Here is a 22,443-nt window from a genome sequence, read left to right as displayed (position 1 = left end):
ATGCAGGTGGAATAGGAACATGGCAGCCGCCAACATCGAAGTCTCCGAAACGCCGCTGGTGCTCTATGCGCTGCGCCACGCCGACGATGCGCTGATCCTCGGTCATCGGCTGTCCGAATGGTGCGGCCATGCGCCCGCGCTGGAAGAGGACATGGCGCTCGCCAATATGGGTCTCGACCTGCTCGGCCAGGCCCGCGAGCTCTACACCTATGCCGCCAAGGTCGAAGGCAGGGATAACGACGAAGACAAGTTCGCCTATCTGCGCGACGTCAGGCAGTACCGCAATCTGCTGCTGGTCGAGCAGCCGAACGGCGACTTCGCGCGCACCATGGTGCGGCAGTTCTTCTATGCGGCGTTCGCCGATCTCTACTGGCGCGCGATGATGGCGTCCTCCGACCCGACGTTTGCCGCGATCGCGGCGAAGTCGGAGAAGGAGAGCGCCTATCATTTGCGGCATTCGTCGGAATGGATCGTCCGTCTCGGCGACGGCACCGAGGAGAGCCACCGCCGCGCGCAGGATGCGATCGACGATCTCTGGGCCTATACCGGCGAGATGTTCGCGGTCGACGACAGCGAGCGAGGTCTGATCGAGGCCGGCATCGCGATCGATGCTGCGGCGCTCAAGCCGCGCTGGCTGAAGACCGTCACCGGCATCGTCAACGAGGCGACGCTGGCGCTGCCATCGGGCAACTGGATGCAGCGGGGCGGCCGCAGCGGCAGCCACAGCGAGCATCTCGGCCACCTGCTCAGCGAGCTGCAGTCGATGCAGCGGACCTTTCCGGGGGCAACATGGTGACGACTGCGCTCAGCGATGCCGATCTGCGCCGGCGCGCCTGGAGCGCGGCTGCGCAGGTGGTCGATCCCGAAATTCCGGTGCTGACCATCGCCGATCTCGGCGTGCTGCGCGATGTCGCGGTCCACGACGGCCATGTCGAGGTCGCGATCACGCCGACCTATTCCGGCTGTCCCGCGATGAACATGATCGCGCTCGAGATCGAGCTCGCGCTGGAACGCGAAGGCATTCATCGGCCCAAAGTCCGCACCGTGCTGTCGCCGGCCTGGACCACCGACTGGATGAGCGAGGACGGCCGCCGCAAGCTCAGGGAATATGGCATCGCGCCGCCGCTGCCGGGCTCCTCGCGCCGCGCGCTGTTCGGCGAGCAGGCGGTGGCGTGCCCGCAATGCGGGTCAGGCGATACCGAACTGCTGTCCGAGTTCGGCTCGACCTCCTGCAAGGCGCTGTGGCGTTGCAAGAGCTGCCGTGAACCCTTCGATTACTTCAAGTGTCATTGACCATGTCGACACCACGATTCCACCGTTTGTCCGTCAGCGATCTGCGCCGCGAGGCGTCGGACGCCATCTCGATGACCTTTGCGATCCCCGACGAGCTGCAGGGCGACTACCGCTTCACGCCGGGCCAGTATCTGACGCTGCGCACCACGATGGACGGCGAGGAAGTCCGCCGTTCCTACTCGATCTGCTCCGGCCCCGACGATGGCGAATTGCGCATCGCGGTGAAGAAGGTCGATGGCGGCGCCTTCTCGAACTGGGCCGCCGACGAGCTGAAGGCCGGCGACGAGCTCGACGTGATGACGCCGACCGGCCGTTTCGGCGTCGCCCATGCGCCCGGCGAGGCGCGGACCTACGTCGGCTTCGCCGCCGGCAGCGGCATCACGCCGATCCTCTCGATCATCAAGGGCGTGCTGGCGCGCGAGCCGGACAGCCGCTTCTTCCTGTTCTACGGCAACCGCTCGACCGAGGGCATGTTGTTCCGCGAGGCGCTGGAGGAGCTGAAGGACCGCTTCATGCAGCGGCTGTCGGTGTTCCACGTCATCTCGGGCGAGGAGCAGGACATCCCGATCCTGCACGGCCGGCTCGACGGCGAGAAGGTGCGGGTGCTGCTGCGCTCGCTGGTGCCTGCCTCGACCGTCGATCATGTCTTCGTCTGCGGCCCGGCCGCGATGAGCGAGACCATCGAGGCGACCTGCCGCGAAATCGGCATCGCCGCAGAGCGCATCCATGTCGAGCGCTTCGTGTCGGAATTCGGCGGCAAGCCGCGAGCGAAAGTCGTCGTTCCCGCCGGTGCGCCGCCGAAGGCGATCGTCGGCTTGATCATCGACGGCAAGCGCCGCGAGGTCCCGGTGGCCGATGGCGAGTCGATCCTCGATGCCGCGCTGCGCGCCGGCATGGACCTGCCGTTCGCCTGCAAGGGCGGCATGTGCTCGACCTGCCGCGCCAAGCTCGTCGAAGGCGAGGCGCCGATGGATCTGAACTATTCGCTCGAGCCATGGGAGCTGAAGGCAGGGTTCATCCTCACCTGCCAGGCCAAGCCGTGCTCCGGCAAGGTCGTGGTCGACTACGACCACGTCTAATTCTATTCGCGCGTTGACACCCCCGGTGTCGCGTCCAACACTGACACCAAGAAGCCCGTTGCAACGGGCCCGCACACAGGGAGTTCGATGTGAACGTGAAGGCCACGCTATCGCCCGAGGACATGACGCAGGAAGATTTGGCCCGCGCCTGCGCGGATGCGATGTGGAAGCAAGACGACGCCAGCAAGGGCCTCGGCATGGAGCTCATCGAGATCAAGCCGGGGCAGGCGGTGATGGCGATGACGGTGCTGCCGCACATGGTCAACGGCCAGCGCATCTGCCATGGCGGCTACATCTTCACGCTCGCCGATTCAGCCTTCGCCTTTGCCTGCAACAGCCGCAACGATCGCGCGGTGGCGGCGCAGGGCAACGTCACCTTCATCCGGCCCGGCAAGCTCGGCGACCGTCTGGTGGCGACCGCGCGCGAGATCTCGCGCAGCGGCCGCTCGGGAATCTACGACGTGCGCGTTACCGCCGGCGACGGCGTGATCGCCGAATTTCGTGGGCATTCGCGCGTGATACAAGGCAGCTGGCTGCCGGACACGGACATCAAGGCATAAGGCTTCAGGGGAAACGTCGATGGCAACGGCAAAGCTCAAGGTCAAGGACGGCGGTTATCACGCCGAGCTCGATGCGGCCGAACGCGCCTCGCGCGACGAGATCATGGCGCTGCAGACCAGGCGGCTGGCCTGGTCGCTCAAGCACGCCTATGACAATGTCGCGCACTACAAGAAGAGCTTCGACGCGGCGGGCGTGCACCCGTCCGATTTCAAGCAGCTTTCCGATCTCGCAAAATTTCCCTTCACGGTGAAGACCGATCTGCGCGACAATTATCCCTTCAACATGTTCGCGGTGCCGCGCGAGCAGCTGGTGCGCGTCCATGCTTCCTCCGGCACGACCGGCAAGCCGATCGTGGTCGGCTACACCAGGGCCGATATCGATACCTGGGCGGACGTGATGGCGCGCTCGATCCGCGCCGCCGGCGGCCGCACCGGCATGCTGATGCACAATGCCTATGGCTATGGCCTGTTCACCGGCGGCCTCGGCGCGCATTACGGCGCCGAGCGGCTCGGCTGCACGGTGATCCCGATCTCCGGCGGCATGACCGAGCGGCAGGTGCAGCTCATCAACGACTTCCGGCCCGACATCATCACGGTGACGCCGAGCTACATGCTGGCGATCCTCGACGAGTTCAAGCGGCAAGGGCTCGACCCGCGCAAATCGTCGCTGAAGTTCGGCATCTTCGGCGCCGAGCCCTGGACCAACGCGATGCGCGTCGAGATCGAGCAGGCCTTCGACATGGACGCCACCGACATCTATGGCCTGTCGGAGGTGATCGGCCCCGGTGTCGCGCAGGAATGCGTGGAGACCAAGGACGGCCTGCACATCTGGGAGGATCACTTCTATCCTGAAGTGATCGATCCGCTGACCGGCAAGGTGCTGCCCGACGGCGAGAAGGGCGAACTGGTGTTCACCTCGCTGACCAAGGAAGCCTTCCCGATCATCCGCTACCGCACTCGCGACCTGACGCGGCTGTTGCCCGGCACGGCGCGGCCCGGCATGCGGCGGATGGAGAAGGTGACCGGCCGCTCCGACGACATGATCATCCTGCGCGGCGTCAACGTGTTCCCGACCCAGATCGAGGAAGCGCTGCTGGCGACCGACTGGTGCGGCGGCCATTTCGTCATCGAGCTGACCCGCGAGGGCCGCATGGACGAGATGACGGTGCTCGCCGAAGCCCGGCCCGAGAGCTGGGACGGCGAGGGGCTGACCGCGCACGCCGAGAAAGTCTCCGCCTTCATCAAGAACACGATCGGCATCTCGACCCGCGTCCGCGTCGTCGCGCCCGAGACGTTGGAACGTTCGCTCGGCAAGGCGAAACGTGTTTACGACAAGCGGCCGAAAGAATAGCCTCTCGCCCGCAATGCTGGAGGGCGCGGGGTTTCCATGGCCGATACCAACGAAGCAACCGCTGCGAAAATCGTGGCTGATATCCGCGACGGGAAGGTGACGGCGGTCAGCGTCGTCGAGGCGGCGCTCGATCGCGCGGAGCGGCTCAAGCACCTCAACGCCTTCATCGTGCTGAACCGCGACGGCGCGCTGGCGGCGGCGCGCCAGGTCGATGCCGGCACGCGCACCGGCGTGCTGGCCGGGCTTCCGATCGTCGTGAAGGACAACATCAACACGTCAGACCTGCCGACATCGGGCGGCACTCCGGCGCTGCAACACGCGCGGCCTGCGCGCAATGCGCCGTCGCTGCAGAAGCTGCTCGATGCCGGTGCTGTGGTCATCGGCAAGACCAATCTGCACGAACTCGCCTTCGGCATCACCAGCACCAATCTTGCGCCGTTCGCGGGACCGGTGCGGAATCCCTACGACACCAACAGGATCCCGGGCGGCTCGTCGGGCGGAACTTCGGCGGCGATCGCCGCGCGTATCGCCACCTGCGGCCTCGGATCGGACACCGGCGGCTCGACCCGCGTGCCCGCGGCGCTGACCGGGACCGTGGGCCTGCGGCCTTCGGTCGGCAATGGCGGCGCCGAGCGGCGCTATCACGACGACAACCAGGTGGTTCCGATCAGCCACACCCGCGACACGGTTGGCCCGATGGGACGCACGGTCGCCGATGTCGCGCTGCTCGATGCCGTCATCACCGGCACGCCGCCGGCGTCAGCGATTCCGCTGCGCGGCGTGCGTCTCGGCATTCCCGGCTGTTTCTGGAGCGGCCTCGATCGCGATGTCGAGACTGTCGCCCGCGCGGCCTGCGCGCGACTCACGGCTGATGGCGCGGTGCTGGTCGATGTCGATATGCCCGGCCTGTTCGAGCAGAACGACAAGGTGTCGTTCGTGGTCGCGCTGCATGAACCGATCGCCGATATCCCGGCCTGGCTCGCCGCCTCCGGAATTGAAGGGATCACGCTGTCCGATATCGCGGCCGGCGTCGCCAGTCCCGACGTGGTCGGGGCTTTCGGTGCCATCACGGCGGACGCCTTCGGTGCCGCCTATGATGATGCGATCAAGGTGCAGCGGCCGGCGTTGCAGGCGATCTATGCGGCGTATCTCAGGGACAACAAACTGGACGCCATCCTGTTTCCGACCACGATCGCGCCTGCGCCTGTCATCGACGAGAAGACCGGGTCCGGCGAGATGTCGGTCAATGGCGGCGAGCCGGTGCCGACCTTCGGCACCATGATCCGCAACACCGATCCCGGCAGCAATGCCGGCCTTCCCGGGCTGTCGCTCTATGCCGGCATGACGCCCGATGGCCTGCCGGTCGGGCTCGAACTCGACGGTCCGGTCGGCAGCGATGCCGGATTGCTCGGGCTTGGTCTGTCGATCGAAGCGCTTCTGGGAACGGCCCCACCGCCGCAGCTCTGAGTAGAGCGTTTCAAGCGAAGTGGCTACCGGTTCGCGTGAAGAAAACGCGTCGAAACAAGAATCCAGAGCCCCGTTCCGATCCGATCGGAACGGGGCTCTAGGCCTCCCTCAACAAGCCCCTTGAATTGATCGGCCAGTCGACTAGTCATGGCCTGAGGCCGCCTGGCCGCCACGATCCGCGCGCCTCGCGGCGCGCTTTTCGCTTCGCCCGCAGTGACGAAGGCAATTGAAGGATTGTCATGGACCCCGCCACGATCGTCATCCTCGCCGCCCTGATCATCGGCCTGATCTATGGCTCGGTCGGGCTCGTCAGCGGCTTCTGCATGATGAGCGGCCTGCGCGGCTGGTGGGCGGACGGCGACGGCCGGCTGGCGCGCACCTACGCGCTGGCGATGGGAATTGCGATCGCGGCCTCGCAGCTTCTGGCGGCCGCCGGCCTCGTCGATCTCGGCAAGTCGATCTATCTGCAACCGTCGTTCTCGGCGCCGGTGATGTTCCTCGGCGGGCTGTTGTTCGGCTACGGCATGGTGCTGTCGAATGGCTGCGGCTCGCGGGCGCTGGTGCTGCTCGGGCGCGGCAATCTCCGTTCCTTCGTGGTCGTGATCGTGCTCGGCATCTTTGCCGAGATGACGCTGAAGGGCCTGATCGCGCCCATGCGGATCGCGATGGTGCAGGCCTCGCAGGCCACGGTATCAGCCAATTCGGCGCCGGCGCTATTGGCAAGCATCGGCCTCGGCGCGGTGCCGGCGCGGATGGTGGCGGCCTCCGTGCTGTCAGCCGTCCTGATCATTTTCGCCTTCGCCCATGCGCCGTTCCGCAGGTCGCCCGGCCAGATCGCGGCCGGCCTGATCGTCGGCCTGCTGGTGGCGGGCGGCTGGTACGCGACCGGTTATCTCGGCGCCGATGATTTCAATCCGGTACCGGTGACGTCGCTCACCTTCATCGCGCCGATCGCCGACGCCCTGCAATATGTCATGCTGTCGACCGGCTCGACGCTCAATTTCGGCATCGTCACCGTGTTCGGCGTGTTTGCCGGCAGCCTGGTCACGGCGATCGCCACCGGGCGCTTCCAGCTCGAAGGCTATCGCTCGCCGCAGCACATGCTGCGCTCGGCAGGCGGCGCCGCGCTGATGGGCGCGGGCGGCGTGATGGCATTCGGCTGCTCGGTCGGGCAGGGGCTGACCGGCTTGTCGACGCTGTCGCTGTCGTCCTTCATCGCAATCGCCGGCATCATGCTCGGGACCGGCGCCGGCCTGCGCGGCGCCTTGCGGGTCAAGCCGCTGGCAACGGCTTGATTCTCTTTTTGAGCGCCGTTTGCAACGAGCATGAGATCAATCAGCTTAACGGGATGTTCTAGATCGGCAGGCTCTCGCGGCCGGGCGCGAGCGGCCGATCAAGCCGGTTGAAATGATGGCACGGAGATAGTGTGGTGGATTGTGCCTTCGGCCATCTACACGAAAAACGACTCATTCACCGAGGAGCTTGAAAAAGCCCTTTGAGAAGGAATGAAGCGGTTCGGAACGGCGTTCGAGTTTGGCGCGAAGAACGGCGCCCTCCCAACCGATCCAGAAGAACTCGGCAAGCCAGTCGCAATCTTGGTTGGAAGAGATTGCACCGGTAGCCTGGGCAGCTCTCAAGCACTTGGCAGTGCGCTGCTGCCAGTCGATGAACACATCGAACAGCTGCTGGCGAAATGATTGTGGAAGTACGCTCATCTCCTGCCCAAGATTGCCCACCAAACAGCCTCGCGCATAACGGAAGCGCTTCATGGCGGATGTAGCATCGTCGGCAAAACCTCTGAGCCTTTCGAGCGGGGGATGCTGCTCGTTCAGGAAGAAGGTGTCGAGCTTCCGCGAAAAGTAGCCAGCGTAGCTGTCGATCAGCTCCGCTCCAAATGCCTCTTTGCTCGGAAAGTAGTGGTAGAACGACCCCTTTGGCACGTCGACGCTCCGCAAGACTTCCTCGATCCCCGTCGCGGAATAGCCCTTCTCCGTCAGCATAACGACACCTGCACGGACCAGCGCGTCACGGGTCGCGCTGGTGCCGGCAAGTTCCTTAGCAGGTCGCCCGCGACGGCGGCGAGGCAGCGTCTTGCTCATGCAGATCGTAATAGACCGATCGTCTAGGAGAAAGCAAACTGCCCGTGATGCGGCGTTCTGCAAGTGACGGAGCCGCTCTCACTCCATCCACTAGTTCAGTGGCAGGCCTAGCTCCGGCTTGGCTCGCTCAACGTGGCTCGGCATTCGTTGGTGCGGGCGCGAACAGGTTAGTCGACGCGGCTTCCTGAACGATCACTGCCGCGTCTTCCGGCAGCAGAAACCCACGCGCCAGCAGATCCTGGGCGGCGATCCGGATCCGGTTCACGTAATCGTCGCGGCCGTGATAGCGCTCTTCGATCGACGGGCGGGCGTCACCGATACGCTCTCGTTCCGCTTTCGTCGCTGCGAATGGCGAGAAGGACCCGATCAGCATGCAGGTGAATGTCTGCGGTTGGTTCTGGGCGCCATTGGTGCCGGTCGGCACCGCGACATCCGGCAGCCGCACGCCGCCGAGCGCATTGCCGTCCTGATCGCGTTTCGGCACTTGTATCACTGCAGCGGAAAGCCGAGTCGGGGCGCGCAGCGCAGGTGGCTCGCCGCCCGCGGCTTCAAGCGACATCAGTTCGCTGGCGGGCGGCTCGGTGCCGCGGCTTACCCAGGCATCAAGGTGCAGCAGGAGGGCCCGCGACAGCGGCGACCAATCGAGGCGCCCCGGCGTCAGTGTGCAGGCCGGTGCCTTGGGGGCGGGTACATGCGGGCCTCCCGCGATGTCGTACATCCGCACATTGGCGGGCAGTGGCTGATCCGCGGTTCCGGACGCGCCCGTGCGGCCAAGCGAAGCGCGCAGCGAATAGTAGTCCGTGGTGGAGTTCACGAGTATCATCCTCGGAGGCACCTCGCCGCGCGCCTCGACCTTGGCCGTGATCTCCCCGATCGTGAGCGGTCCGTCATTCACGCCGGGAAAATCCGGGTTGTCGAATGCGGGAGCCCCCTCGGCGCTCGACATTGGTCCAAGGCCCGTCTGCAGGATCGGAAGAAGGCCAGCGGCCGAGACGAACACATGCATTCCGTCGAAGACGCGCCGGTTGCCCATCATGTTGAAGCCATTCAGGAGAAAGGTCTTCAGGAATCGTCCATCCTGGGACCTGCCGCTCGCGAGCACGCGGTTGATCGCTCCCTTGAGCGGGTTGGGCGTTCCACCCTTGTCAGAAGCTGCATGCGCGAAGAAATCCGCGGCATCGCGGACGATCGCAAAGCCCACTCCCTCGACGAAGCGCGTCTTGCCATCGGCGTCAGTGAACGAAGGCAGGTCCGCACCCTGTCCAAGCTCCCAAAAAACCTCCGCAACCGCGAAACCATGGTCCTGAAGAAAGCCGGTGCCCTGCTCCAGCGTTCCCGGGAGAAACCGCACGTCGCGTGGCGAGTTGTAGATCGCCTCGGCCCAGACTTGCCCGCGGTTGGGTACGTCCACCAGCAACGCGCCGTTTTCCCCGCGCGGAGCCGCCGGCATCATGAGAATGATCTTCGCCGCGTAGTCGACGCGCCCGCGTTCATTGCGCGGCGCCTTGTCGATCCCAGGGATGGCCTCTTGCGGCGATAGGTCGCCGCGGATCTTGCCCTGCCAGATCACATAGTCGCCGGCGCGAAATGTGCCGTAAGGCTGCTTCGACGTGAACTCGATCCGGGTAACTTCTGCGCTCACTGGCCGCGCCGTCGAGATCAGGCTGAACAAGCAATACAAGAACAACACAATTCGCCCGTTTCGACGGTGCGGCATGCGAATTCTCCGGAGATAGCGGCTGGTTTCGAGCATTTTTTGATCACGACAGGCCGCATCAGAACGGACATGATGGACCGGCAACTTTTTCACCGGTCCATTGCCTATCGCGAAAGCCTTCTCACTCCATCCAATAGTCGATGTCCGTCTGATTGGCATTGATGCCTGCCTTCGGCTCGGACGGGCCATGACTGCTGATGATGCCACGCATTCTGGCGAGGCTACCCGTGCCACCGGTAATGACGCCCGATGTCATGTTCGTAAGCTTCCCATCTCCACTGCTTTGAGCGACCAGAGATGTCCTGACAAAAAACTGCTCCCCGTTCTCCAGTATCCAAACGTTGTAGATGAGAGCCGGACCATTGTTGTCGATGTAGTCCGACATGCCGCGTGTCCACTGCTCCTTCAACCTCGATCCGTTGATGAGGGGGGCATCGTCACCATAGGTCCGCCGAATTTCGAAGAGCCGAGCTTGATGTCCCGGAATGTCGCCAACGTCGATGACGTGTTGTTGGGTGTATATCGTCTGAGTTGCCGGCGTATCATAGCTGATGTGGTGCTTTTGCTGCGCAATGGCCACCGGCACGGTTAGAGGCACGGCGAGAGCGATCGTCATTCCAAGCGCGATATTGCGAAACATGCGTGACCTCTCATGCTGGAAATCCACCAACCGTGAAGTGTGGGCGGACGTTGTTTGTTGAAGGTCACCGCTCCGTAGCGACCGAGCCCCAACCAAAGCTGATTTCACCGCGCTTTTCCCAGGTGCCATAAATTAGACCGATCGTCTAGAATTCGGCTTGGCTGCAGGCGATTTCGCCCATCAATCTTTTTTGACAGCGCTTTGTCGGATAAGGCTTCTGCCCGCTAAGCCGGTCATTGCGGTGCCCGACGCGGAGGTCAGCTACCGGGCCAGGAAGGGACATAATCAATTGGTGGGCGTACCCTTGCAGTTTAACAGCTCGCGGTAGGGCTCCTCACCCGATTTGCTGCGCAATCGACCTCTCGCCGTCGGGGAGCGGTGGACCGAATGCGCGGTCAACCACTTCAGCGTAACTTCATCATGCCCTAGGCGCGCGACGGCGCGTCCGCAAGCGAGCTCAGCGCAATCCCGCCGACGATCAGCGCCGCGGCAATCGCCAGCGATAGATCGATCGGCTCGCCGAGCAGCAGCGCTGCGGTCACGATGCCGACGATCGGCGTCGCGGTGGTGCCGAGCGAAGTCGTCAGCGCCGGCAGGCTCTTGTTGACCATCGACATCGCCCAATAGGCCAGCGCCGTGCCGATGAAGCCGGAGTAGAGGAACAGCAGCACGAGGTGCGGCGACCATGTCACCGTGGGCACGCCCTCGGTGACCAGCGCCGTCGTGGTCAGCACCACCGTCGCAACCAGCACCTGCCACAGCAACAGCTGCAGCGGCGTCGCGATCCAGCGGTGTGAGCGGATATAGATGATGTTCGCGGCCCAGCAAATCGCGGCGATGATGATCATGCCGGCGCCGGCGATGACATGCAGATTGCTCCAGTCGAGCGATGCCGGGTTGAGGATCACGCAGAGTCCGGCGAGTCCCAACGCGACGCCGACGAGCTTCAGCGCGCCGAGCCGTTCGGTGCGCGCCGCGCCCGCGGCCAGCGCGACCCACAGCGGCGTGGTGTAGCCGAGCACGACGCCCTTGCTGGCCGGCAGATAGCGCAGGCCGGCGGCGACCAGGGTCGAGAAGAACGTCATGTGCAAGAGCGCGACGCTGAGCACGACCGGGACATCGGCGATCCGCGGAATGATCAAATTGCCGCTGGCGCGCAGGATCACCAGCAGGGCGACCAGGGCGACCCAGCTGCGGATCGACGCGGTCCACAGCGGCGGCACCGCCTCGACCAGCGATTTCGTCACCGACCAGTTGATGCCCCAGGCCAGCACCACGACGATGAACAAGGCGGCGGCTTTGGCAGGGGAGAGCGATGAGTTCACGGGCGGCATCCTTGCAGGCGATACCGCTTGTGAATAGGATCGCGCTGGCTCTCTCGAAAGAGCCAGATTTGACAGATCAAAGGAGCCAGATTGATCCTCGCCGAATTGCTCGCGCTGAAGCGTACCGATGATGCCGGGCTGACCGCGCAGCTGACGCAGCAGCTGCGTGGGCTGATGGCGAGCGGCCGGATCAGGAGCGGGGCCGTGCTGCCGTCGAGCCGCACGCTTGCGGCCGAGCTCGACGTGTCGCGCAACACGGTGACGCATGCCTACGAGCAGCTCGCGGCCGAGGGGTATCTGCGCGTCGCCGCGCGGCGGCGGCCGGTGGCCACGGACGATATCGAGGCGCGCTTCGCCAGGGCGGTGCCGGCGCCACGGCGCGATGCCGCCCGCAAGCCGCAGCTGTCGCCCTGGGCCTTGCAGCTCTCCGACACGGATTGGCCGCTGTCCTACCAGGCCGATTTCCGGCCGCTGCGTCCCGGACTAGCGGATGCGCGCGAATTTCCGCACGAGATCTGGGCACGCTGCCTGCGCCGCAGCGCGCTGCGCCGCCGCTTCAACGACCAGACCGTGATCAACCGGCCGAGCCTGCGCGAAGCCTTGCGCGACTACCTCGAAATCAGCCGCGGCGTGCGCGCCGAGGCCGATCAGATCCTGATCCTGCCGACGGCGCAGGCGGCGCTGACGCTGATCGCCGCGACCACCGTCGTGGCCGGCGACTCGGTATGGACCGAGGATCCCGGCTATCCCGGCGCGGCGGCGGCGTTTCGCGCGGCCGGAGCGGCCGTCGTCGGCGTCAGGCTCGATCAATGGGGCATGATGCGGACGCGCGAGGCGCGCGCTCCGAAGCTGATCTTCACCACGCCGTCGCATCAGCATCCGACCGGACGGGTGATGCCGGTTGCGCGTCGCACCGAGTTGTTGGCGGCGGCCGAGCCCGGCAAGACCTGGATCGTCGAGGACGATTACGACGGCGAGTTTCACTATGACAGCCGCCCGATGCCGGCCCTCCAGGGGCTCGATCGCGAGGGACGCGTGCTTTATCTCGGCACCTTCGCCAAGGCGATGACCGCCGATATCCGCATCGGCTATCTGGTGGTGCCGCCGTCATTGGCTCGAACGATGGAGATCGCGCAGCGCCATCTCGGGCTGATCGCCTCCGTGCACGTCCAGGAGGCGCTGGCCGGCTTCACGGCGGACGGGCATTTCCTGGCGCATGTCCGGCGGATGCGGCGGATCTATCGCGCGCGCCGCGACCACCTCGCAGCGGCGCTGGCACGGCAGCTCGAGCCGGTGCTCGCGGCCGAAGTCCCGCCGGGCGGCATGCAGCTGATCGCGCGCTTCAGGGATGGCGCCGCGGACCAGAGCGCCGTGACGCGGCTGGTCGCAGCCGGCGTCGCGGTGCGCGCGCTGTCGAGCCTCGCACTGGAGCGGCCGCACGACCACGGCCTGCTGCTCGGCTTCGCGGCCTGGCGCGAGAACGAGATCGGCGCCGCCGTCCGCATCATGGCGAACTGCCTGACCGGCAAGCGCCCGGCGCGTAGGTAGAAGGGCGTTGGCGCGATTTCGGAATAATAGAAGAATATCCCTGAGTTGCCCGACGTGTCAAGTGCCTTGTCGAACGCCGGCGGCCGCCGGCACCTTTGCATGGGGTTGTTTTCGATATTTTTCAGCGCGCCCCTGCGACGGCCCGCAAGCGGGAGGGGGATGCAGCCGCCATGCCGCCACGGCTCGACCCGTCTCGCTGCGTCGAGAGCTCAATCCGCCGCCTTGGTGACGATCCGGACCTCCGACGTCAGCGTCTTGTGCACCGGGCACTTGTCGGCGATCTCCATCAGCCGCTTGCGCTGATCGGCGTCGAGGTCGCCCTCGATCCTGATCACGCGGTCGATCTGGTCCAGCATGCCGTCGCGCGTCTCGCACTCCTCGCAATCCTTCGCATAAATCTTGTTGTGCTGGAGCGTTACGGTGATGCGATCGACCGGCAGCGACTTGCGGTCGGCATACATCCGCATCGTCATCGAGGTGCAGGCGCCGAGACCGGTGAGCAGGAAATCGTAAGGTCCGGGGCCGGCGTCGTCGCCGCCAACGCTGACTGGTTCGTCGGCGATCAACCGGTGCGGACCGGTGGTGACGATCTGCTGGAACTTGCCGTTTCGAGTCTCCTGCACCACGACGTTGCGCGGCGCGCTGCCGGTGTCGGTCACAGGCCGCGGCGCGAGGTCGACGTAGCGCTCGGCCCAGGCGCCGATCACGTCGGCGACATAGGCGGCATCCTGCTTGCCGCTCAGGAGGTGATCCGCGCCGGCAAGCGAGACGAAGCTCTTCGGGTGCTTGGCCGCAATGAAGATATTGGTGGCGTTGTCGATGCCGACAGTGTCGTCGGTCGGCGAGTGCATGACCAGCAGCGCCTTGTGCAGCTGCTTTACCTGCGCCATCAGGTTCTGCTCGGCGACGTCGTCGAGGAATTCGCGCTTGATACGGAACGGGCGGCCGGCGAGCGACACTTCGCCTTCACCCTGTGCGCGGATGTCCTCGATCCTGTCCCTGAAGAAGTGCGTGACATGGACGGGATCGGACGGCGCGGCGATGGTGACGACCGCCTTCGCCTCGGGAATCCGGCCAGCGGCCGCGAGGATCGCGGCGCCGCCCAGGCTGTGGCCGATCAGGATCGCGGGTGCCTTGCGGGTCTCGCGCAGATGGTCGGCGGCGCGGACGAGATCGGCGACGTTCGACGAGAACGTCGAATTGGCGAAATCGCCCTCGCTGGAGCCGAGGCCGGTGAAGTCGAACCGCAGCGTGGCGATGCCTTTGGCGGCGAGCGCGACCGCGATGCGCTTGGCCGCCAGCACGTCCTTGCCGCAGGTGAAGCAGTGCGCGAATAGCGCATAGGCCTTGATCGGGCCGTCCGGCGTATCAAGCGCGGCGGCAAGCTGATGGCCGCCCACACCGGTGAATTGAAAGCGTTCATGCGGCATCTTTTGCTCCGGATGGTTCTAAACCTCTCCCATAGGGAGAGGTCGAATTTCGAGCATAGCGAGAAATTCGGGTGAGGGGTTACGCTCCATCTAGGGACCGCGACCCCTCACCCGGCGCTTCGCGCCGACCTCTCCCGATGGGAGAGGTGAGGAAAGTCAGTCGCCAGAATAGCGCTGTTCGGCCCAGGGATCACCGCGATTGTGATAACCGCGCACCTCCCAGAAGCCGGGCGCATCCGCAGGTAAAAATTCGATGCGCTGCAGCCACTTCGCGCTTTTCCAGAAATACAGATGCGGCACCACCAGCCGCACCGGGCCGCCATGCTCCTGCTCCAGCGGCTTGCCCGACCAGCTATGGGCGAGCAGCGCGTCCTCGGCGGCAAAATCCTCGAGCGCCAGGTTTGTCGTATAGCCGTCATACGAATGCAGCGCGACGAATCGCGCGTCCTCGCGCGGCTGGCAGGCGGCGAGCAGGTCGCGGATCGCAAGCCCCTCCCACTGATTGTCGTAGCGCGACCAGGTGGTGACGCAGTGGATGTCGGAGACGAATTGGGTCTGCGGCTGCGCCATGAATTGCGACCAGTCCCAGTAGATGGTCTGCTCGACCGCGCCGTGGACGTCGAGCCGCCAGCGCTCCCGCGTCACGTTCGGCAGCAGCCCGAGATCGAGCACCGGCCAGTCCGCCGTCAGATGCTGGCCCGGCGGCAGGCGCTGCTCTTCCGGCCGGGTGATCTTGCCGGTGAGGAATTTGCCCTCGCGCGCCCAGCGCTGCTTGCTGCGCGTCAGCTTGCTCTCGGGTGGCTCGGCGTCGTCGGTCATCGGCGTTGTGCCATCATTCGTGGCGATGCATTGCGGAGTCGTGCTTGGTGTCGCGCATGGTCGAATAGATCAGGAGCGACAGGAAGATCATGCCACTGAGATAATAGTAGAACCAGTCCTCGTGCCCGATGCTCTTGAAATAGAGCGCGACCGCAGGCGCGGTGCCGCCGAAGACCGACACCGTGATGGCGTAGGGCAGGCCGACGCCGAGCGCACGGACATTGGTAGGGAACAGCTCGGCCTTCACGATCGCATTGATCGAGGTGTAGCCGGCGACGAAGATCCAGGCGCCGCAGATCAGGAGGAAGGCGATGAAGGGCGACTTGGTCTCCTTCAGGGCGGTCAGGATCGGGATCGTCGCGAGCGTGCCGACGACGCCGAAGAAGATCAACAGCGGCTTGCGGCCGATGCGGTCGGACAGCGCGCCATAGATCGGCTGCAGGAAGGTCGCGAAGATCAGCGAGCCGAAGATCACGAAGGTGGTCTGGTCCTCGGTGAGGCCGACCGACAGCTTCACGAAGGTCTGCATGTAGGTGGTGAAGGTGTAGAACGCAGCGGTGCCGCCGGCGGTGAGACCAACCACCAGCAGCAATTCGCGCGGATAGTTCAGGAGGCCGACGATCGAGCCGGTCGGCTTGGAGACCTTCTTGGCCTCCTCGAACGCCTCGGTCTCGTGCAGGCCGCGCCGCATCACCGCCGCGAAGATCGCGAGCATGGCGCCGATCACGAACGGAATCCGCCAGCCCCAGGCTTTCAGCTCGTCCGGGGTCAGGAACACCTTCTGCAGCAGCAAGAGCACGATGATCGCGGTGAGCTGGCCGCCGATCAGCGTCACGTACTGGAAGCTCGAATAGAAGCCGCGATGCTTGGGATCGGCGACCTCGCTGAGATAGGTGGCGCTGGCGCCGTATTCGCCGCCGAGGCTCAGGCCCTCGATGATGCGGGCGAGTGCCAGGATCGCAGGTGCGGCAATGCCGATGGTGGCATAGGTCGGCGTCACCGCGATGATCAGCGAGCCGAAGCACATGCACACCACGGACAGCGTCAGCGACAGCCGTCGGCCATAGCGGTCGGCGATGTAGCCGAACAGCCAGCCGCCCAGCGGGCGCATCAGGAAGGTCGCGGCAAACAGCACGGCCGCATTGAGCTGCTGCACCACCGGATCGCTGTGCGGGAAGAACGCCGGCGCGAAATACAGCGCGAACGCGGTGTAGGCGTAGAAATCGTACCACTCGACGAGATTGCCGACCGAGCCGATGAAGATCGCCTTGACCCGCCGCTCGACGTCATGGATGTCGAGATGGTCGCTCGCGGATTGAGCGGTTTGTTCGGACATTGGCAGGCCTCCCCGGATTTTCTGGCGCGATTCCGGGGCAACCTATCTCATTTGCGTGGTGCGGTGTAACTGCTGTGCTGTTGCTTTAGGCGTTCTTGCCGAACAGAACGGGCAGTTGACGCGGGCCGCGCACCGTGCCTTCCGACCAGGTGACCTTGCCGGCCGGGTCGAGGCGGAAATCCGGAATCCGCTTCAGCCATTCCTCGATCGCCACCTGCATCTCCATCCGCGCCAGGTTGGAACCGACGCAGCGATGGATGCCGAGGCCGAACGCCGCGTGGCGGTTCTCCTTGCGGTCGATCACCACCTTGTCCGCATCGGGGAACATCGCGGGGTCGCGGTTGGCCGCGGGGAACGACAGCAGCACCATGTTGCCGGCCTTGACCGGGCAGCCGGAGATCGTGGTCTCCTTCATCACCTCGCGCGCCATCGTCACCGGCGAATAGGCGCGCAGGAATTCCTCGATCGCGGTCGGGATCAGCGCCGGCTCCGCGACCAGCCGCTCGCGATCGGCGGGCGTCTTGGCGAGGTGCCAGAGCGAGGAGCCGATCGCGCTCCAGGTGGTATCGATGCCGGCGATCAGGAGCAGCCGCAGCGAGCCGAGCACATGCTCGTCGGTCAGCGGCTGGCCGCCGGGGCCCTTGGCCCGCAAGAGCTGCGAGATCAGATCGTCGCCCGGCTCAAGCTTGCGCTGCTCGAGATGGGCCATGAAGTAGCCGGTCATCTCGCGCACGCCGTTCATCAGCTCGTCTTCGTTCCTGATGCCGAGCTCGAGGATCTGGTGGATCCACTTGATGAAGAGGTCGCCGTCCTTCTCGGGGATTCCCAGCATGTGCGCGATGGCGCGCACCGGGATGTGCTTGGTGTAGCGCGCCGCGGCGTCGCAACGGCCGTCGGCGATGAATTCGTCGATCAGCTCGTTGCAGATCGCGCGTACCCGCGGCTCCAGCCGCTTCATCGCGTCCGGCGTGAAGGGCGGCAGCAGCACCTGCTTGGCGGGCTTGTGCTCCGGCGGATCGGAGGTGATCGGCGGCGCGCGGGCGGAGATCTCGGGCCGCACGTCGCGCACGATGACGCGGCGCGAAGAGAAGTGCTCGGTGTCGTAGGCGATCTCCTTCACCGCCTGATAGGTGGTCGGCATGTAGCAGCCGAGGAAGCGCTCGGTGTGCACGACCGGCGAGGCGGTGCGCAGCGTCTCCCAGATCGGGAACGGGTCGTCGGTCCAGACCGGATCGGTATGGTCGAAATCATGGACCCAGTCGGTGACCGGGGGATGTTCGGGTAGATAGGTTGCGGACGGGGAATCGGACATCGGCTCGTTTCCTTCTCGTTCGATCAAAACGCTGGTCGGCTCAACGGGAGGCACCCGGCCATCCCTGCTGGCCGCTATTCCTCGGTGACTTCGATCGCGATTTCCGGGCAGTTGGTCTGCGCGAGCCAGGCCTTGTCCTCGAGCCCGGCCGGAACGGTCCCGTCGCCGACTTCATGGGCGTTGCCGTATTCGTCGAGCTCGAACAATTCGGGGGCGAGCGATTTGCAGCGGGCGTGACCCTGGCACTTGTCCTGGTCGACGCGGATTTTGAGCTTGGACATGCAAGCACTCTCCCTCGGCTCTGGCGCACAGGTAGGGCGCGCCGGGTTCCTCATTTTAATTTATGCAAGTTCCAGCTTGCTTGGGCGGCCGGCCTCTTAACCGGATCACCAAGTTATAGCATATTACATTATCGTCGTGCTTGCGCGTCAAGCGAAAATTCAGCGATCATTGCCGCAATGGGACAAATCGTTCGTAAGCCGTTGAAAACCTACCACCATGGCGACCTCCGCGAAGCCCTGATTCAGGCGGCGTTACGCGAGGTCGAGCTCGGTGGCCCCGAAGCGATCAGCATCAAGGCGCTGGCCAGGCAGCTCGGCGTCTCGCAGCCGGCGCCGTACCGGCATTTCGCCGACCGCGAGGCGTTGCTTGAGGCGGTGACCGCGGAAGCGTTCCGGCAGTTCAACGTGATCATGCGCGAGGCGATCGAGCAGCCCGGCAAGGGCTCGAAACTGTCGCGCTTTGCCCAGGCTGCGCTGGCTTTCGGGCTCGAGCGCCACGGCATCTACCGGTTGATGTTCGCGTCCAGAACCATGGCCTGCGCGCCCGTCGGCAGCGAGCTGCACGTCGCGGCGATGGAAACGCTGGCGCTGTTGATCGAGTCGTTCGAGGCGCCGGCCGTCGGGCTGTTGCGCGAACGGCAGGCGCTGAAGATCTGGGCCGGGTTGCACGGCATCGTGATGCTCGCCGAGCAGGGCCTGCTCACCGGCGAGGTCGGCCAGATCAGCCGCGAGGAACTGATGGACGAGATCGTCGAGCAGACCAAGCTCGCACTCACCGTCGCGCTGCATGCGACGGAAGAGAAGACGTAGAACGCCTTATCTCGGCGACCGCGGATCGATCGGGGTGGTACCACGCACGCCCAGAATGTCCTCCAGCACTTTCGCGCCGGCCAGAAGCTGCGCCTCGGCGCGGGGCTTGGCGACCATCTGCAGGCCGACCGGCAGGCCCGATGCGGTGAAGCCGCAGGGCAGCGACAGCGCCGGGCAGCAAGCCAGCGTGATCGCATAGACGATGCCGAGCCATTCGACATAATTGTCGAACTTCTTGCCGTCGCATTCGGCGACATAGCGGTTCTCGACTGGGAATGGCGGCACGATGGTCGCGGGCGCCAGCAGCAAATCGTATCGCTCGAAGAATTCAAGCGCACGCGCGGTCATCGCCACCCGCTGCGCCTCGGCGCGCTCGAGCTTTTCGACCGTGAGCTTCAGCCCTTCCTCGATGTTCCAGATCACTTCGGGCTTGAGCAGGTCGCGCTTGGTGCGCAGCAATTCGGCCTTGCTGATCGCGAAATCGAACGCGCGCAGCACGTGGAAGCATTCATGGGCCTCGCGGAGGTCGGGATGCGCCTCCTCGACGATCGCACCGGTTTCCGCAAACCGCTCCGCGGCCTTGCGGGTCACCGCTTTGACCTCGGGATCGACCGGAGTGATGCCGAGATCGGGTGAATAGGCGATGCGCTTCGGCTTCTGATTCGAGCGCGCCGCAGACAGGAACGAGGTCGGCAGCACCGGCAGCGACAGCGGATCGGCAGCATGCTCGCCGCTCATTGCGTCGAGCAGCAGCGCGAGGTCCTCGACATTGCGCGCCATCGGCCCCTGCACGCCGAGCGTGCGGTCGACCCCGAATTTCGGCGTGTGGGCGACCCGGCCGATCGACGGCCGGAGGCCTACGACGCCGCAGAAGCTCGCCGGGTTGCGCAGGCTGCCGCCCATGTCGGAGCCGTGGGCGAGCCACGCGGTGCCGCTGGACAGCGCCGCCGCGGCGCCGCCGGAGGAGCCGGCGGCCGAGCGCGATGTGTCCCAGGGATTGCGGGTCGGACCGAACACCTCGTTGAAGGTGTTGGCGCCGGCGCCGAATTCCGGGGTGTTCGACTTGGCGTAGATCACGCCGCCGTTCTGCTCGAGGCGCTCGACCAGGATGTCCGACTTCGCGGGGATGTTGTCCTTGAAGATTGGTGAGCCCAGCGTGGTGAGCACGCCGGAGACGGCGGTGAGGTCCTTGATCGGGACCGGAAGTCCCGCAAGCAGGCCGCGCTCGCTGGCCGGCTTCTGCATCAGGGCCTTGGCGTGTCTGCGGGCGCGGTCGAAGCAGAGCGTCGGCAGCGCGTTGACCTTGCCGTCGACCTCGGCGATGCGCTTTTCCAGCACGTCGAGCAGGTCGAGCGGCGTGACGTCGCCGGCTTTCAGTTTCGCGACGACGGCACACGCCGTTTCCTTCACCAAGCCCTGATCAGCCATGCGCCGTTGCTCCTATGTCTTCCGTTTGCTTGTGCTGTAGAACATTTCCTGCCGTCGTGGCAATGCGACGAGAACCGAAGAGGCAGGGATGGCAGCGTTGTTTTCCGCGCTGGACTGGCGCGCGATGAGCCAGCAGGAGCGGGACCTCGGGTTGAACAATGGCGTTGCCGTCAAGGGCAGCGCCGAGATCGCCGCCGGCTGGGAGCAGCGCTCCGCAGCGCTGCGGCAGAAGCATCCCGAGCACCTCGACCTTCGATACGGCCCGCGTGAACGCAACCGGATCGATTTTCTGAAGATGCGCGACGGCGCGCCGACGCTCCTGTTTATCCACGGCGGCTATTGGCAGACCCGCGCCAAGGAGGTGTTCACGATCTTTGCCGAGGGGCCGATGGCGCAGGGCATCAATGTGGCCCTGATCGGCTACACGCTGGCGCCGGATGCGACGCTCGACGACATCGTCGCCGAGATTCATGCGGGCATCGATTTTCTTGCCGGGCAGTTGCCCGCGCTCGGTGCCGCTGCCGAAGGTATCGTCGTGTCGGGCTGGTCGGCCGGCGGTCATCTGACATCGATGGCGTTGTCGAACACCCATGTCCGGGCCGGCATGGCGATCTCGGGCATCTACGACCTCGAGCCGATCCGGCATTCCTATCTCAACGAGAAGCTCAGGCTCGACGAAGCCGCCTCACGGCGCAATTCGCCCATGATGCAGCAAGGCAGCACGGCAAAACCGCTGTCGCTGGTGGTCGGCAGCGCTGAGCTGCCGCTGCTGCGCAAGCAGACCGCCGATTTCGCCGGCCATCGCGCCCGCTATGGCTTGCCGGTGACCTATGAGGAGATCGCCGGCGCCGACCACTTCTCGATCATGAACCAGATGCTGGCGCCGCAGGGCCGCATCACCACGCTGATCCGGCAGTTGTTCGAGCGGACGGCGTCATCCTGAGGTGCGAGCCTTGCGGCGCAATTGCGCCGCTGAGCGAGCCTCGAAGGATGACGCAGCCCGTGGCCCATCCTTCGAGACGCCGCGCAAAGGCGCGGCTCCTCAGGATGACGTCAAATAAGTGGCAAGGCCTACCCCCATCCCGACGTCAGCCCGCCATCCACCGTGTAGATCACGCCCGACGTATAGCCTGCACGATCGGACGCCAGGAACGCCATCAGGTCGCCGATCTCGCGCGCATGCGCGGGGCGCCCGAGCGGCAGGCCCTTCTGGAATTCCGTGTAGCGGCTCTCGTCGCCGAACTGGTTCTTGGCGCGGGTCTTGAGCAGCGTGACGTGGCGGTCGGTACCGACCGGGCCGGGGTTGATGCCGACGACGCGGATGTTGTCGGCGAGGCTCTTGCCGCCGAGCGCGCGGGTGAACGACATCAGCGCTGCATTGCCGGCGCTGCCGCAGATGTAATTGGCGTCGAACTTCTCGCCGGCCGCGCCGATGTCGTTGACGATCACACCGCCGCCGCGCACCTTCATCTGGGCATAGATCGCGCGCGTCAAATTGACATAGCCGAACACCTTGAGCTCCCAGGCGTGCCGCCACGTCGCCTCGTCGATCTTGTCGATCGAGCCGCCCGGGATGTCGCCGGCATTGTTGACCAGGATGTCGATATCGGCGGCCTCTTTTGCCAATCGCGCCAGATCTTCCGATTTGCGCAGATCGACGACGCTGATCGCTGCATCGATCTGATGCGCCGAACGCAGCCGTTCGGCCAGCGCCTTCAATTGCTCGCCGTTGCGGGCGGCGAGCAGCAGATTGGCGCCTTCCTCGGCAAAGGCTTCGGCGGCGGCCGTGCCAATGCCCTTGGAGGCGCCGGTGATCAGGACACGCTTGCCGCGCAGATGCAGATCCATGGGATGTCTCGCTTTGGTATGAGGAGTGGGATGTCCGCGAAATTGGTGGGGCAGGGTCGCGCCGCGGTCAACACTGCACTGCAGCGTTGCGCTCGCACGA

Annotated in this window: 21 protein-coding genes; 10 read left to right on the top strand and 11 right to left on the bottom strand. The window is 65.2% G+C overall.

Annotation, left to right across the window (positions count from 1 at the left end; all coding sequences use genetic code 11):
- The first annotated feature begins 19 nt into the window (after positions 1-19).
- From paaC to AC066Y_RS17525, 7 genes are all read left to right on the top strand, one after another.
- A complete protein-coding gene (paaC, locus tag AC066Y_RS17555; protein ID WP_478274963.1) occupies positions 20-796 on the top strand; it encodes a 1,2-phenylacetyl-CoA epoxidase subunit PaaC in 777 nt (258 codons plus the stop codon).
- On the top strand, positions 790-1,293 hold the full coding sequence (gene paaD, locus AC066Y_RS17550; RefSeq protein WP_478274962.1) for a 1,2-phenylacetyl-CoA epoxidase subunit PaaD: 504 nt from the start codon (positions 790-792) through the stop codon (positions 1,291-1,293). Before paaC ends, paaD begins: the two co-directional genes overlap by 7 nt.
- A gap of 2 nt (positions 1,294-1,295) precedes the next feature.
- Positions 1,296-2,372 carry a 1,2-phenylacetyl-CoA epoxidase subunit PaaE gene (gene paaE / locus AC066Y_RS17545; protein ID WP_478274961.1) on the top strand — a complete coding sequence of 359 codons (1,077 nt, stop codon included), beginning with the start codon at positions 1,296-1,298 and terminating at the stop codon, positions 2,370-2,372.
- 89 nt (positions 2,373-2,461) lie between these two features.
- Positions 2,462-2,932: a hydroxyphenylacetyl-CoA thioesterase PaaI gene (paaI, locus tag AC066Y_RS17540; protein WP_478274960.1), complete on the top strand. Its 471-nt coding sequence runs from the start codon at positions 2,462-2,464 to the stop codon at positions 2,930-2,932.
- 19 nt (positions 2,933-2,951) lie between these two features.
- Entirely contained in the window at positions 2,952-4,283 is a 1,332-nt protein-coding gene (gene paaK / locus AC066Y_RS17535; protein WP_478274959.1) for a phenylacetate--CoA ligase PaaK, read from the top strand.
- Positions 4,284-4,319: 36 nt separating this feature from the next.
- A complete protein-coding gene (iaaH, locus tag AC066Y_RS17530) occupies positions 4,320-5,750 on the top strand; it encodes an indoleacetamide hydrolase (RefSeq protein WP_478274958.1) in 1,431 nt (476 codons plus the stop codon).
- Positions 5,751-5,989: 239 nt separating this feature from the next.
- Positions 5,990-7,045 carry a YeeE/YedE family protein gene (locus AC066Y_RS17525; RefSeq protein WP_478274957.1) on the top strand — a complete coding sequence of 352 codons (1,056 nt, stop codon included), beginning with the start codon at positions 5,990-5,992 and terminating at the stop codon, positions 7,043-7,045.
- 171 nt (positions 7,046-7,216) lie between these two features.
- Here AC066Y_RS17525 and acuR read toward each other — a convergent pair whose 3' ends face one another.
- The 4 genes from acuR to AC066Y_RS17505 all read right to left on the bottom strand — a co-directional run bounded on the left by acuR (position 7,217) and on the right by AC066Y_RS17505 (position 11,540).
- Positions 7,217-7,849, bottom strand: a complete 633-nt coding sequence (gene acuR, locus AC066Y_RS17520; RefSeq protein WP_478274956.1) for an acrylate utilization transcriptional regulator AcuR — start codon at positions 7,847-7,849, stop codon at positions 7,217-7,219.
- 127 nt (positions 7,850-7,976) lie between these two features.
- A complete protein-coding gene (locus AC066Y_RS17515) occupies positions 7,977-9,602 on the bottom strand; it encodes an alpha/beta hydrolase domain-containing protein (RefSeq protein ID WP_478274955.1) in 1,626 nt (541 codons plus the stop codon).
- Between the two features lie 85 nt (positions 9,603-9,687).
- Positions 9,688-10,206: a hypothetical protein gene (locus AC066Y_RS17510; protein WP_478274954.1), complete on the bottom strand. Its 519-nt coding sequence runs from the start codon at positions 10,204-10,206 to the stop codon at positions 9,688-9,690.
- A gap of 425 nt (positions 10,207-10,631) precedes the next feature.
- Positions 10,632-11,540 (bottom strand): DMT family transporter, encoded by a 909-nt coding sequence (locus AC066Y_RS17505; protein WP_478274953.1) that lies wholly within the window; start codon positions 11,538-11,540, stop codon positions 10,632-10,634.
- 81 nt (positions 11,541-11,621) lie between these two features.
- Between AC066Y_RS17505 and pdxR the strand changes: the two genes are divergently transcribed.
- Positions 11,622-13,079: a MocR-like pyridoxine biosynthesis transcription factor PdxR gene (gene pdxR / locus AC066Y_RS17500; RefSeq protein ID WP_478274952.1), complete on the top strand. Its 1,458-nt coding sequence runs from the start codon at positions 11,622-11,624 to the stop codon at positions 13,077-13,079.
- A gap of 209 nt (positions 13,080-13,288) precedes the next feature.
- On the opposite strand, the gene AC066Y_RS17495 is transcribed toward pdxR, so the two are convergent.
- From AC066Y_RS17495 to AC066Y_RS17475, 5 genes are all read right to left on the bottom strand, one after another.
- The gene (locus AC066Y_RS17495) at positions 13,289-14,509 is read right to left on the bottom strand and encodes a bifunctional alpha/beta hydrolase/OsmC family protein (RefSeq protein ID WP_478274951.1); all 1,221 of its coding nucleotides are present in this window, start codon (positions 14,507-14,509) and stop codon (positions 13,289-13,291) included.
- A 156-nt stretch (positions 14,510-14,665) separates the two neighbouring features.
- Positions 14,666-15,328 carry a sulfite oxidase-like oxidoreductase gene (locus AC066Y_RS17490; RefSeq protein ID WP_478274950.1) on the bottom strand — a complete coding sequence of 221 codons (663 nt, stop codon included), beginning with the start codon at positions 15,326-15,328 and terminating at the stop codon, positions 14,666-14,668.
- Positions 15,329-15,341: 13 nt separating this feature from the next.
- Positions 15,342-16,664: an MFS transporter gene (locus AC066Y_RS17485; protein WP_478274949.1), complete on the bottom strand. Its 1,323-nt coding sequence runs from the start codon at positions 16,662-16,664 to the stop codon at positions 15,342-15,344.
- Positions 16,665-16,749: 85 nt separating this feature from the next.
- On the bottom strand, positions 16,750-17,976 hold the full coding sequence (locus AC066Y_RS17480) for a cytochrome P450 (RefSeq protein ID WP_478274948.1): 1,227 nt from the start codon (positions 17,974-17,976) through the stop codon (positions 16,750-16,752).
- 74 nt (positions 17,977-18,050) lie between these two features.
- Complete coding sequence (locus AC066Y_RS17475; protein WP_038387982.1) at positions 18,051-18,257, bottom strand: ferredoxin; 207 nt, start codon at positions 18,255-18,257, stop codon at positions 18,051-18,053.
- A gap of 177 nt (positions 18,258-18,434) precedes the next feature.
- Here AC066Y_RS17475 and AC066Y_RS17470 point away from each other — a divergent pair, with 177 nt between their 5' ends.
- Positions 18,435-19,067 (top strand): TetR/AcrR family transcriptional regulator, encoded by a 633-nt coding sequence (locus AC066Y_RS17470; protein WP_478274947.1) that lies wholly within the window; start codon positions 18,435-18,437, stop codon positions 19,065-19,067.
- Positions 19,068-19,073: 6 nt separating this feature from the next.
- Here AC066Y_RS17470 and AC066Y_RS17465 read toward each other — a convergent pair whose 3' ends face one another.
- Positions 19,074-20,495: an amidase gene (locus AC066Y_RS17465; RefSeq protein WP_478274946.1), complete on the bottom strand. Its 1,422-nt coding sequence runs from the start codon at positions 20,493-20,495 to the stop codon at positions 19,074-19,076.
- Positions 20,496-20,583: 88 nt separating this feature from the next.
- On the opposite strand from AC066Y_RS17465, the gene AC066Y_RS17460 reads away from it, so the two are divergent.
- Complete coding sequence (locus AC066Y_RS17460) at positions 20,584-21,438, top strand: alpha/beta hydrolase (protein WP_478274945.1); 855 nt, start codon at positions 20,584-20,586, stop codon at positions 21,436-21,438.
- A 128-nt stretch (positions 21,439-21,566) separates the two neighbouring features.
- On the opposite strand, the gene AC066Y_RS17455 is transcribed toward AC066Y_RS17460, so the two are convergent.
- On the bottom strand, positions 21,567-22,343 hold the full coding sequence (locus tag AC066Y_RS17455) for an SDR family oxidoreductase (protein WP_478274944.1): 777 nt from the start codon (positions 22,341-22,343) through the stop codon (positions 21,567-21,569).
- Positions 22,344-22,443 lie beyond the last annotated feature (100 nt).

Source organism: Bradyrhizobium sp. USDA3010 (genome assembly GCF_056429065.1).
This window is presented reverse-complemented; position numbering and strand designations above follow the sequence as displayed.

What these genes read in the sequence shown, in the direction of transcription:
- AC066Y_RS17525 (WP_478274957.1), top strand. Translation starts at nt 5,990, where the DNA reads ATGGACCCCGCCACGATCGTCATCCTCGCCGCCCTGATCATCGGCCTG.
- paaE (WP_478274961.1), top strand. Translation starts at nt 1,296, where the DNA reads ATGTCGACACCACGATTCCACCGTTTGTCCGTCAGCGATCTGCGCCGC.
- AC066Y_RS17470 (WP_478274947.1), top strand. Translation starts at nt 18,435, where the DNA reads ATGGGACAAATCGTTCGTAAGCCGTTGAAAACCTACCACCATGGCGAC.
- AC066Y_RS17455 (WP_478274944.1), bottom strand. Translation starts at nt 22,343, where the DNA reads ATGGATCTGCATCTGCGCGGCAAGCGTGTCCTGATCACCGGCGCCTCC.
- AC066Y_RS17505 (WP_478274953.1), bottom strand. Translation starts at nt 11,540, where the DNA reads ATGCCGCCCGTGAACTCATCGCTCTCCCCTGCCAAAGCCGCCGCCTTG.
- AC066Y_RS17460 (WP_478274945.1), top strand. Translation starts at nt 20,584, where the DNA reads ATGGCAGCGTTGTTTTCCGCGCTGGACTGGCGCGCGATGAGCCAGCAG.
- AC066Y_RS17485 (WP_478274949.1), bottom strand. Translation starts at nt 16,664, where the DNA reads ATGTCCGAACAAACCGCTCAATCCGCGAGCGACCATCTCGACATCCAT.
- AC066Y_RS17465 (WP_478274946.1), bottom strand. Translation starts at nt 20,495, where the DNA reads ATGGCTGATCAGGGCTTGGTGAAGGAAACGGCGTGTGCCGTCGTCGCG.
- AC066Y_RS17490 (WP_478274950.1), bottom strand. Translation starts at nt 15,328, where the DNA reads ATGACCGACGACGCCGAGCCACCCGAGAGCAAGCTGACGCGCAGCAAG.
- paaK (WP_478274959.1), top strand. Translation starts at nt 2,952, where the DNA reads ATGGCAACGGCAAAGCTCAAGGTCAAGGACGGCGGTTATCACGCCGAG.
- paaC (WP_478274963.1), top strand. Translation starts at nt 20, where the DNA reads ATGGCAGCCGCCAACATCGAAGTCTCCGAAACGCCGCTGGTGCTCTAT.
- AC066Y_RS17475 (WP_038387982.1), bottom strand. Translation starts at nt 18,257, where the DNA reads ATGTCCAAGCTCAAAATCCGCGTCGACCAGGACAAGTGCCAGGGTCAC.
- AC066Y_RS17480 (WP_478274948.1), bottom strand. Translation starts at nt 17,976, where the DNA reads ATGTCCGATTCCCCGTCCGCAACCTATCTACCCGAACATCCCCCGGTC.
- paaD (WP_478274962.1), top strand. Translation starts at nt 790, where the DNA reads ATGGTGACGACTGCGCTCAGCGATGCCGATCTGCGCCGGCGCGCCTGG.
- AC066Y_RS17515 (WP_478274955.1), bottom strand. Translation starts at nt 9,602, where the DNA reads ATGCTCGAAACCAGCCGCTATCTCCGGAGAATTCGCATGCCGCACCGT.
- AC066Y_RS17510 (WP_478274954.1), bottom strand. Translation starts at nt 10,206, where the DNA reads ATGTTTCGCAATATCGCGCTTGGAATGACGATCGCTCTCGCCGTGCCT.
- acuR (WP_478274956.1), bottom strand. Translation starts at nt 7,849, where the DNA reads ATGAGCAAGACGCTGCCTCGCCGCCGTCGCGGGCGACCTGCTAAGGAA.
- iaaH (WP_478274958.1), top strand. Translation starts at nt 4,320, where the DNA reads ATGGCCGATACCAACGAAGCAACCGCTGCGAAAATCGTGGCTGATATC.
- AC066Y_RS17495 (WP_478274951.1), bottom strand. Translation starts at nt 14,509, where the DNA reads ATGCCGCATGAACGCTTTCAATTCACCGGTGTGGGCGGCCATCAGCTT.